This window comes from Pseudomonas sp. P5_A12 (genome assembly GCF_056400685.1).
Window position 1 is genome coordinate 44,356 of sequence record NZ_JBFUKU010000022.1, and the last position, 7,287, is coordinate 51,642.

11 protein-coding genes are annotated in these 7,287 nt (G+C 59.7%); 7 read left to right on the forward strand and 4 right to left on the reverse strand.

Features of this window, described 5'->3' with window-relative positions; translation table 11 throughout:
* Positions 1–167: 167 nt before the first annotated feature.
* The 6 genes from metX to AC1DSG_RS05650 are packed head-to-tail and all read left to right on the forward strand — an operon-like array spanning position 168 to position 4,540.
* The gene (gene metX, locus AC1DSG_RS05625; RefSeq protein WP_477789976.1) at positions 168–1,310 is read left to right on the forward strand and encodes a homoserine O-succinyltransferase MetX; all 1,143 of its coding nucleotides are present in this window, start codon (positions 168–170) and stop codon (positions 1,308–1,310) included.
* Between the two features lie 7 nt (positions 1,311–1,317).
* Entirely contained in the window at positions 1,318–1,938 is a 621-nt protein-coding gene (gene metW, locus AC1DSG_RS05630; protein WP_477789977.1) for a methionine biosynthesis protein MetW, read from the forward strand.
* Positions 1,939–1,964: 26 nt separating this feature from the next.
* Positions 1,965–2,399 carry a DUF4426 domain-containing protein gene (locus tag AC1DSG_RS05635; RefSeq protein ID WP_477789978.1) on the forward strand — a complete coding sequence of 145 codons (435 nt, stop codon included), beginning with the start codon at positions 1,965–1,967 and terminating at the stop codon, positions 2,397–2,399.
* On the forward strand, positions 2,396–2,992 hold the full coding sequence (gene rdgB / locus AC1DSG_RS05640) for an RdgB/HAM1 family non-canonical purine NTP pyrophosphatase (RefSeq protein ID WP_477789979.1): 597 nt from the start codon (positions 2,396–2,398) through the stop codon (positions 2,990–2,992). Before AC1DSG_RS05635 ends, rdgB begins: the two co-directional genes overlap by 4 nt.
* Entirely contained in the window at positions 2,989–4,194 is a 1,206-nt protein-coding gene (hemW, locus tag AC1DSG_RS05645; protein WP_477789980.1) for a radical SAM family heme chaperone HemW, read from the forward strand. The genes rdgB and hemW overlap by 4 nt, the downstream gene beginning before the upstream one ends.
* Positions 4,195–4,216: 22 nt before the next feature.
* Positions 4,217–4,540, forward strand: a complete 324-nt coding sequence (locus tag AC1DSG_RS05650) for a DUF3392 domain-containing protein (protein WP_477789981.1) — start codon at positions 4,217–4,219, stop codon at positions 4,538–4,540.
* A 132-nt stretch (positions 4,541–4,672) separates the two neighbouring features.
* Here AC1DSG_RS05650 and trmB read toward each other — a convergent pair whose 3' ends face one another.
* The 4 genes from trmB to AC1DSG_RS05670 form a co-directional block, all read right to left on the reverse strand.
* On the reverse strand, positions 4,673–5,398 hold the full coding sequence (trmB, locus tag AC1DSG_RS05655) for a tRNA (guanosine(46)-N7)-methyltransferase TrmB (protein WP_007945510.1): 726 nt from the start codon (positions 5,396–5,398) through the stop codon (positions 4,673–4,675).
* Between the two features lie 9 nt (positions 5,399–5,407).
* Complete coding sequence (locus tag AC1DSG_RS05660) at positions 5,408–6,202, reverse strand: thiazole synthase (protein ID WP_477789982.1); 795 nt, start codon at positions 6,200–6,202, stop codon at positions 5,408–5,410.
* A 60-nt stretch (positions 6,203–6,262) separates the two neighbouring features.
* Complete coding sequence (gene thiS, locus AC1DSG_RS05665; protein WP_008026157.1) at positions 6,263–6,463, reverse strand: sulfur carrier protein ThiS; 201 nt, start codon at positions 6,461–6,463, stop codon at positions 6,263–6,265.
* 90 nt (positions 6,464–6,553) lie between these two features.
* Complete coding sequence (locus AC1DSG_RS05670) at positions 6,554–6,925, reverse strand: DUF423 domain-containing protein (RefSeq protein WP_477789983.1); 372 nt, start codon at positions 6,923–6,925, stop codon at positions 6,554–6,556.
* A gap of 74 nt (positions 6,926–6,999) precedes the next feature.
* Here AC1DSG_RS05670 and AC1DSG_RS05675 point away from each other — a divergent pair.
* Positions 7,000–7,287 (forward strand): transglycosylase domain-containing protein (locus tag AC1DSG_RS05675; protein WP_477789984.1); only part of this gene is annotated, 288 nt, incomplete at its 3' end.

The following is a 7,287-nucleotide window of genomic DNA, read 5'->3' on the forward strand; positions in this document are numbered from 1 at the left end:
CTCCGCGTGGGAATGCAGTCTGTGACGCTCCGCGTCACTGCCGAAGCAGACGCGGAGCGTCAATTGAGGCATTCCCACGCAGAGCGTGGGAACGATCATGGGTAGTCGCTTGCTGCTAGGGGCAGCGGTCTTTAGACTTACGCCTCATTTCAACGAGAGCAGGGTCGATGCCAACTGCCTTTCCCCCCGATTCTGTTGGTCTGGTGACGCCGCAAGTGGCGCACTTCAGCGAACCCCTGGCCTTGGCCTGCGGGCGTTCGCTTCCAGCGTATGACTTGATCTACGAAACCTACGGCACGCTGAACACCACGGCGAACAACGCCGTGCTGATTTGCCACGCGCTGTCCGGCCACCATCACGCTGCCGGTTTTCACAGCCCCGACGACCGTAAACCCGGTTGGTGGGACAGCTGCATCGGTCCCGGCAAACCGATCGACACCAACAAGTTCTTCGTGGTCAGCCTGAACAACCTTGGCGGTTGCAACGGTTCTACTGGCCCGAGCAGCATCAATCCGGAGACCGGCAAGCCGTTTGGCGCCGACTTCCCGGTGCTGACCGTGGAAGACTGGGTGCACAGCCAGGCGCGTCTGGCCGAGCGCATCGGCATCAGCCAATGGGCAGCGGTTATCGGCGGCAGTCTCGGCGGCATGCAGGCGATGCAATGGAGCATCACCTACCCGGAGCGCATTCGGCATTGTTTGGCCATTGCCTCGGCACCCAAGCTGTCGGCGCAGAACATCGCCTTCAACGAAGTGGCACGTCAAGCCATCCTCACCGACCCCGAGTTCCACAGCGGTTCGTTCCAGGAAGCGGGTGTAATCCCCAAGCGCGGCTTGATGCTGGCGCGGATGGTCGGGCACATCACCTACCTGTCCGATGACTCCATGGGCGAGAAATTCGGCCGGGGCCTCATCAAGAGGGAAAAGCTCAACTACGACTTCCACAGCGTCGAATTCCAGGTCGAAAGCTACCTGCGTTATCAGGGCGAAGAGTTCTCCGGGCGGTTCGACGCCAACACTTATTTGCTGATGACCAAAGCGCTGGACTACTTCGACCCGGCAGCGAATTTCGACGATGACCTGGCAAAAACCTTCGCCCACGTGAAGGCCAAGTTCTGCGTGATGTCTTTCACCACGGACTGGCGCTTCTCCCCTGCCCGTTCGCGGGAATTGGTGGACGCGTTGATGGCCGCCAAGAAAGACGTCTGCTACCTCGAGATCGATGCTCCGCAAGGACACGACGCCTTCCTGATGCCGATCCCGCGTTACTTGCAGGCATTCAGCAGTTACATGAACCGCATTACGTTGTGAGAAAGCCATGAGAGCTGATCTGGAAATCATCCAGGAATGGATCCCCGCGGGCAGCCGTGTGCTCGACCTCGGCTGCGGTGATGGCGAACTGCTGACCTGGCTGCGCGATAACAAGCAAGTGACCGGCTATGGCCTGGAAAACGACCCGAACAACATTGCCGAATGCGTGGCCAAGGGCATCAACGTCATCGAACAGGACCTGGACAAGGGCCTGGGCAACTTTGCCAGCAACAGCTTCGACGTCGTGGTCATGACCCAGGCACTGCAAGCGGTGCACTACCCGGACAAGATCCTCGATGAAATGCTGCGGGTCGGCCGTCAATGCATCATCACCTTCCCCAACTTCGGTCACTGGCGCTGCCGCTGGTACCTGGCGAGCAAGGGCCGGATGCCGGTTTCCGATTTTCTGCCGTACACCTGGTACAACACGCCGAACATCCACTTCTGCACTTTTGCGGACTTTGAAGCCTTGTGCCGCGAACGTGAGGCCAGGGTCATTGATCGGCTGGCCGTGGATCAACAGCATCGGCACGGGTGGGCCAGCAAGCTATGGCCTAATCTGTTAGGCGAGATCGGTATTTATCGCGTCAGCAGCCCAGGACTTGCAGACCATAAGGTCGCGGTCTGACCCGCCCCATTCCGAGGAGAACGATCATGGTTCGTCTAGCACTGTTTCTACTCACTGCCTGCCTGAGCGTCACCGCTTTTGCCGCTGACACGATCAATCCCAAGCGCGAGCAAACATTTGGTGACGTGACGGTGTACTACAACACCTTCAACTCAACGTTCCTGACACCGGACATCGCCAAATCCGTCGAGCAGGCGCGTAGCAAGAATCTGGGTATGATCAACGTTTCGGTGATCAAGGACGGCAAACCCCTGATGGCGCAGGTCACTGGCACAGTCAAGAATCTGACCAGCCAGAGCGAGACGCTGAACTTCAGACAAATTACCGAAAAGGGCGCCATCTACTACATCGCTCAGTACTCGGTGCCCCAGACGGAAAACCGCACCTTCGACATCAAGGTGCAGATCGGTGACAAAATCAACACCATCAATTTCAACCAAGAGATTTTCCCCGGCGAATGATCAACTTCACACAGCTCGTACTGGCCAGCCACAACGCCGGCAAACTCAAAGAGCTCCAAGCGATGCTCGGCAACTCGGTGCAACTGCGCTCGATCGGCGAGTTCAGCACTGTCGAGCCTGAAGAAACCGGCCTGTCATTCGTCGAAAACGCCATCCTCAAGGCTCGCAATGCCGCGCGCATTTCCGGCTTGCCGGCGCTGGCTGACGATTCCGGGCTGTCGGTGGATTTCCTCGGTGGCGCGCCGGGCATCTATTCGGCTCGTTATGCGGATGGTCAGGGCGATGCGGCGAACAACGCCAAGCTGCTCGACGCGTTGAAAGACGTGCCAGAAGCCGAGCGCGGTGCGCAGTTCGTCTGCGTCCTGGCACTGGTGCGTCACGCCGACGATCCGCTGCCGATCCTCTGTGAAGGCCTGTGGCACGGGCGTATCCTGCCGGCCGCCAGCGGCGAGCACGGGTTTGGTTACGATCCGCTGTTTTGGGTGCCAGAGCGCGATTGCTCCAGCGCAGAGCTGAGCCCGAGCGACAAGAACCTCATCAGCCACCGCGCCCGTGCAATGGATCTGCTGCGCCAGCGTCTGGGCCTGAAATGACCCACGACTCATCCGCGTCACCGCTGATCTTCGGCGGCGACGCCCAATCGCCACGGGCGGCGCTGCCCGTGCTGCCGCCCCTGGCGCTGTACATCCACATTCCGTGGTGTGTGCGCAAATGCCCTTATTGCGACTTCAACTCCCATACCGCCAGCCCGGTGTTGCCGGAAGAAGAGTATGTGGACGCGCTGCTGGCTGACCTCGATCAGGATCTGCACGCGGTGTATGGCCGTGAACTGAGCTCGATTTTCTTCGGTGGCGGCACGCCAAGCTTGTTCAGTGCCGAAGCCTTGGGCCGTCTACTCAAAGGTGTTGAAAAACGCATTCCGTTTGCCAGCGACATCGAAATCACTCTGGAAGCCAATCCGGGGACGTTCGAGCAAGAGAAGTTTGTCGCTTATCGCGCCTTGGGCATCAATCGCCTGTCGATCGGCATCCAGAGTTTTCAGGAAGAGAAACTCAAGGCATTGGGGCGAATTCACAACGGTGACGAAGCAGTGCGTGCCGCTGGCATGGCGCGTCAGGCCGGCTTCGATAACTTCAACCTGGACTTGATGCACGGTTTGCCCGACCAGTCGCTGGACGATGCGTTGAGCGACCTGCGCCAGGCCATCGCCTTGAAGCCGACCCATCTGTCCTGGTATCAGCTGACGCTGGAGCCGAACACGGTGTTCTGGAACCAGCCGCCGACGCTACCAGAAGACGACACGTTGTGGGACATTCAGGAAGCGGGTCAGGCGCTGCTCGCCGAACACGGTTACGCGCAATACGAAGTCTCGGCTTACGCCCAGCCCGGTCGCCCGGCGCGGCATAACCTCAATTATTGGAGCTTCGGCGACTTCATCGGCATTGGCGCGGGTGCACACGGCAAGCTCAGCCATCCGGACGGGCGCATCGTGCGCACCTGGAAGACGCGCTTGCCGAAGGATTACCTCAACCCGGCCAAAAGCTTCAAGGCGGGCGAGAAAGCGCTGACCAACGATGAAATGCCGTTCGAGTTCCTGATGAACGCGCTGCGCCTGACCGATGGCGTCGAATCGCGGCTGTATCCGCAGCGCACCGGGATGACCCTGGAAAGCCTCGCCGAACACCGCCGCGACGCCGAACAAAGTGGCTTGTTGCAGGTCGAACCGTCACGTCTGGCGGCCACCGAGCGCGGACAGTTGTTTCTCAATGACTTGCTGCAAAAATTTCTGAGCTGATTTCAGCCCTAAGGGAAAACGAATGGATTTGATACTCGACCTGCTCGCCACGGTGTCCCGCTGGAGCCGCAGCAACTTATCGGAAATCGCCCTGGCCTTGGTGGGCTGTCTGCTGGTGCTGTTCGGTTCGGATTTCAAAGGCTGGGTCGAGCAACGCCTGGGCAGCATTGCCGGCGCCTTGCGCGTCCCGCTGATGGCCCTGCTGTGCATGATCGGCAGCGGCGCCGCGCTGATCTACGCCACGCCGTGGATCGTCAAAGGCCTGGGCCAGTTCAACAACTACAGCCTGGCGCCGGTGTTGTTGGTGGTGCTAGTGCTCATCGGCGTCGTCGCCGACCGCCGCTGATCCAAAACCCAACGCAAAACAACTGTGGGAGCGAGCCTGCTCGCGAAGAGGCCATAACATTCAAAATCTTCTTTGAATGTCAGACCGCTTTCGCGAGCAGGCTCGCTCCCACAGTGGGAATTGCGTAGGGCTTTAGGACTGCTTTTCGAACTTCAAGTCCCACACGCCATGCCCAAGGCGTTCGCCGCGGCGTTCGAACTTGGTGATCGGGCGTTCAGTCGGACGCGGCACGCACTTGCCATCTTCGGCCAGGTTACGATAGCCCGGGGCGACATTCATCACTTCCAGCATGTACTCGGCGTACGGTTCCCAGTCGGTGGCCATGTGCAGCACACCGCCGACCTTCAACTTGCTGCGCACCAGTTCGGCGAATGACGCCTGAACGATACGGCGCTTGTGGTGACGGCTCTTGTGCCACGGGTCCGGAAAAAACAGCATCAGGCGATCGAGGCTGTTGTCGGCGATGCAGCGATTGAGCACTTCAATCGCGTCGCAATCGTAAACCCGCAGGTTAGTCAGGCCCTGAGTCAGCACGCCATTGAGCAGCGCGCCGACACCTGGACGGTGAACTTCTACGCCAATGAAATCCTGTTCCGGCGAGGCTGCGGCCATTTCCAGCAGCGAATGGCCCATGCCGAAACCGATTTCCAGCGAGCGCGGCGCCGAACGGCCGAACACCTGATCGAAGTCCACCGGCGCGTCGGCCAGCGGCAGCACGAACAGCGGTGTGCCCTGTTCCAGACCCTTTTGCTGGCCTTCAGTCATACGTCCGGCGCGCATCACAAAACTCTTGATGCGGCGGTGTTGGCGCTCTTCGCCTTCTTCCGTCTGGATTGGCGTGTCGTTTGATTCAGTCATCAATGGCTCTTACTTGATCAGACCATCCAGCGGCGAGGAGGCGCTGGCATAGAGTTTTTTCGGCATGCGGCCGGCGAGGTAGGCCAAGCGGCCCGCGACAATGGCGTGCTGCATGGCTTCAGCCATCATGATCGGCTGCTGGGCGTGGGCGATGGCCGAGTTCATCAGCACTGCGTCACAACCCAGTTCCATGGCGATGGTGGCGTCGGAAGCGGTACCGACACCGGCATCCACGAGCACCGGGATCTTGGCTTCTTCGAGGATGATCTGCAGGTTGTATGGGTTGCAGATCCCCAGGCCCGAACCGATCAGCCCCGCCAGCGGCATGACCGCGATGCAGCCGATTTCCGCCAGTTGGCGAGCAATGATCGGGTCGTCGCTGGTGTACACCATCACGTCGAAGCCTTCCTTGACCAGCGATTCAGCGGCCTTGAGGGTTTCGATTACATTGGGGAACAGGGTTTTCTGATCCGCCAACACTTCCAGCTTCACCAGGTTGTGACCATCGAGCAGCTCACGGGCCAGACGGCAGGTGCGCACGGCTTCGATCGCGTCGTAGCAACCGGCGGTGTTCGGCAGGAAGGTGTAGCGATCCGGCGACAGGAAATCCAGCAGGTTCGGTTCGCCCTGGTTCTGGCCCAGATTGGTGCGGCGCACGGCGAAGGTGACAATTTCGGCACCCGAGGCTTCGATGGCCAGACGGGTTTCTTCCATGTCACGGTACTTGCCGGTGCCTACCAGCAAACGCGACTGGTAAGTACGACCGGCCAGAACGAAAGGCTTGTCGCTACGAACGATGCTCATGGGAAATCCTCTGTAGGGGTGAGGTTCTTGCAGAATTCTGTGCCCTCGCGGGCTGCACGGCTAGCCGCCGCCGATGGCGTGGACGACTTCGACGCTGTCGCCGTCGTTCAGCGTGGTGTCGGCATGCTGACTGCGCGGGACGATATCCAGATTGAGTTCAACCGCCACCCGGCGTCCGGTCAGTTCCAGACGGGTCAGCAGGGCCGCAACGGTTTCACCGTCGGGCAGTTCAAGGGATTCGCCGTTCAACTGAATGCGCATGCCGGATGCCGCCATCATTTTTAGGGGCTGGCATTCTAGCCCGATCAGTCTTGGCGACCCAAGCCATTCGTCATGAAATGGACCCTTAAGTCAGCCCAGGCGCCAAGCGGCAAGTCCCAGGCAAATCCAGCCTGCAAGGAATGCGAGACCACCAAAAGGCGTGACGATGCCAAGCTTGCTGATACCGGTCAGGGTCAGCAGGTACAAGCTGCCGGAAAACAGCAGGATGCCCAGCGCAAACGAGGCGCCGGCCCAGGTGATCAAACGCCCCGGAATCTGCGTGGCCAGCAGCGCGACGCCCAGCAACGCCAGGGTGTGCACCAGTTGGTAGGTGACGCCGGTGTGGAATATCGCCAGGTACTCGGGGGTCAGACGGTTTTTCAGGCCATGTGCGGCGAACGCGCCAAGGCCAACGCCGGTGAAACCGAAGAAAGCGGCTAGCATCAAAAAGCCACGCAGCATGAAGAACTCCAGTCAGACTCGATCAACAGGGTCTGTATAATGGCCCGCTCAACGGGTTCGGCCAAGCCATCTCTATGCTGCGTATATTTTTGCGACGATTCACAAAGACCGTGCTCTGGTTCGCGGGTGGCAGCGTATTGCTGGTGCTGATCTTTCGCGTGGTGCCGCCACCGGGAACGACACTCATGGTCGAACGCAAGATCGAATCCTGGTTCGACGGCGAGCCGATTGATCTGCAGCGCACCTGGAAGCCTTGGGATGAAATCTCCGATGAGCTGAAAGTCGCGGTGATTGCCGGTGAGGATCAAAAATTCCCGGAGCATTGGGGTTTTGATTTTGGTGCGATTCAGGCGGCATTGGCT